The organism is Desulfovibrio sp. 1188_IL3213 (genome assembly GCF_036763145.1).
In the GTDB taxonomy this organism is placed as follows: domain Bacteria; phylum Desulfobacterota; class Desulfovibrionia; order Desulfovibrionales; family Desulfovibrionaceae; genus Desulfovibrio.
Map to the genome: position 1 here is coordinate 1 of NZ_JBAIYR010000323.1, position 2,720 is coordinate 2,720.

The window sequence follows — 2,720 nt, forward strand, 5'->3', positions numbered from 1 at the left end:
TGGCAACGTCCACCGCCTCCATAAAGGTTGCGGTTATGGGCTGCGTGGTCAATGGGCCGGGCGAGGCGCGCGAGGCTGATCTGGGCGTGGCCGGGGGCCGCGACAGGGGCATTATTTTTCGCAAGGGCGAGATCATCCGCTCCGTGAAGGGGCAGGAAGCCTTGCTGGCGGCTTTTATGGAAGAACTGCAATCACTGCTTAACGAAAAGGAAAACATCTAATGCGCTTCAGCTCCTGCTATATTCCCACGCTCAAGGAATCTCCGGCCGATGCGGAAGTGATCAGCCACAAGCTGCTGCTGCGGGCGGGGATGGTGCGTCGGCTTACATCCGGCCTGTATATCTATCTTCCCCTGGGCCTGCGGGTGATAAACAAGATCAGCCGCACCGTGCGCGAAGAAATGGAAAGAGCCGGTTTTCGCGAACTGCTCATGCCTATGGTGCAGCCCGCCGACCTGTGGAAAGAAACAGGCCGCTGGGAACATTACGGCAAGGAGCTGCTGCGCTTCAAGGACAGGAACGAGCGCGAATACTGCCTCGGCCCCACCCACGAGGAAGTCATCACCGACCTTGTGCGCGGCGAGGTGCGTTCCTACCGTCAGCTGCCGGTACGCCTGTATCAGATCCAGACCAAGTTCCGCGACGAGATACGCCCCCGCTTCGGGCTTATGCGCGGACGCGAATTTGTGATGAAGGACGGCTATTCTTTTGACGCCACCGCCCAGGGGGCCGAAGAAAGCTATAAAAGCATGTACGACGCCTACATGCGCATTTTCAGCCGTCTCGGCCTGCGTTTTCGCGCTGTGGAGGCCGACACCGGCTCCATCGGCGGTAATTTTTCCCATGAATTCATGGTGCTGGCCGACACGGGCGAAGACACCATCGCCTTTTGCCACGATTGCGAATACGCAGCCAACGTGGAGCGGGCCGAGGTTGTCTGGCGGGGCAGCCCCGCTGCGGGCCATTGCCCGGCCATGGAAAAAATAGCCACGCCCGGAGCGCATAGTGTGGAAGAGTTGACGGCCCTCCTGGGGGTTCCCGCCAGCGCCATCGTCAAGACCATGCTTTTCAAGGTGGACGGCCAGACTGTGGCCGTGCTTGTGCGCGGCGACCGTGAGGTCAACGATATCAAGCTCAAAAACCTGCTCAAGGCGCAGGATGTGGAACTGGCTGACGCCGCAACGGTGCAGGCCGTCACATGCGCCCCTGTGGGTTTTGCCGGGCCTGTGGCTCTTGACGTGCCTGTCTATGCCGACGCCGAACTTCAGGGCGGCACGGACTATGTGGTGGGGGCCAATGCGGCTGACGCCCACCTGAAGCATGTGGACCTTGCCCGTGACGCCGCGGTGACCGCCTGGGCGGATCTGCGCGTCATCACCTCAGATGATCAGTGCCCCCGCTGCGGCGGGCGCATGGAGCTGACCAAGGGCATTGAGGTGGGGCATATTTTCATGCTCGGCCTCAAGTACAGCGAAGCCATGCACGCTGTTTTCCTGGACGAGAACGGCAAGGAGCAGACCATGATCATGGGCTGCTACGGCATCGGCGTTTCCCGTGTGGCCGCGGCTGCCATTGAGCAGAATCACGACGAAAACGGCATTGTTTTCCCGCCGCCGGTGGCTCCGTTCGAATGCGTGCTGCTCAATCTTGACCCCCGCAGCGAAGAGGTCAACGCCAAGGTTGAAGAAATCTACGCCCTGCTGCAGGGCATGGGCGTCGAAGTGCTGCTGGACGACCGCGAAGAGCGCCCCGGCGTCAAATTCAAGGACGCCGACCTGCTGGGCATTCCCATGCAGCTTGTGGTCGGCGGCAAGGGCCTTGGCCGTGGTATTGTGGAGTGCAAGGACCGCCGCACGGGCGAAAAGGGCGAACTTTCCGCCGCCAGTCTGGAGCAGGATTTTGCCGCATGGGCTGAAAAGGTGCGGCAGGGCTGGGCCAGCCGCTAGACAGTGTCGTCACGAGCGCCTTTCCCGGTATCTCTGCGTCGAACTTCGCCTTTTATTCCGGTCGAGCACCATAAGAGTACACTCCCTGCATAAAAGGCTCGTTCTCCTTGATATACCAAGGAAATTCATCTCGTGACGACACTGCCTAGAGCCTGCTTTTGAAATAAGCGCCGCCCGCAGAAATAATTTTTTGCGGGCGGCGCTTCATTGGTATAGTTTTCGGTTGCTGTTGCGGGTGCCGCGTCAGGCCGGGCTGCCACCGGGCGGGTGTCGGGTGGGGAGATGCCCGGGGGAACTTGCCCCGGTATTTCTTGGGGCCGCCGTCTTCCCTCCACAGCGTCAAAAAGATATGCTGACAAAACATCATGCAGGAAGCCATACTGACAGTCCGTGAGCTCACGGAACAATTGCGCAAAAGCCTTGAAGGGCGTTTTCCCTTTGTATGGGTACGGGGTGAGGTGACCAATTTCTCACGGCCCGGCTCCGGGCATGTCTATTTCAGTCTCAAGGATCAGGATGCGCAGTTGCAATGCGTCTGGTTCCGGCACATGCAGCGGCAGGCCGAGCAGGGTTTTGATCCGCTGACGGGGGAAGTTTTTGACGAACCCCGTGCTTCGCCCCTTGAACTTTTGCGCAATGGGCTGGACGTGCTCTGCGCCGGGCGCATCAGCTAAAGCGCGGCGGTTGAGCGCCTAATTTTCCCCGGAGAGTGCGGCTCTCCGGGGATTTTCATTTGACGTACCACCATACCCGAATTGTCCGAGGACATAACGTG

Annotated in this window: 2 protein-coding genes and 1 pseudogene; all 3 read left to right on the plus strand. The window is 59.9% G+C overall.

Annotated elements, in window-relative coordinates:
• Nucleotides 1–221, plus strand: a 221-nt coding sequence (locus V6C16_RS10905; RefSeq protein ID WP_333543202.1) for a flavodoxin-dependent (E)-4-hydroxy-3-methylbut-2-enyl-diphosphate synthase, incomplete at its 5' end; no start/stop codon positions are given.
• Complete coding sequence (locus V6C16_RS10910) at nucleotides 221–1,945, plus strand: proline--tRNA ligase (protein ID WP_333543204.1); 1,725 nt, start codon at nucleotides 221–223, stop codon at nucleotides 1,943–1,945. The genes V6C16_RS10905 and V6C16_RS10910, both read left to right, overlap by 1 nt.
• Before the next feature lie 365 nt (nucleotides 1,946–2,310).
• Nucleotides 2,311–2,616: pseudogene (locus tag V6C16_RS10915) on the plus strand (exodeoxyribonuclease VII large subunit); the annotation flags it as partial.
• Nucleotides 2,617–2,720: the final 104 nt, after the last annotated feature.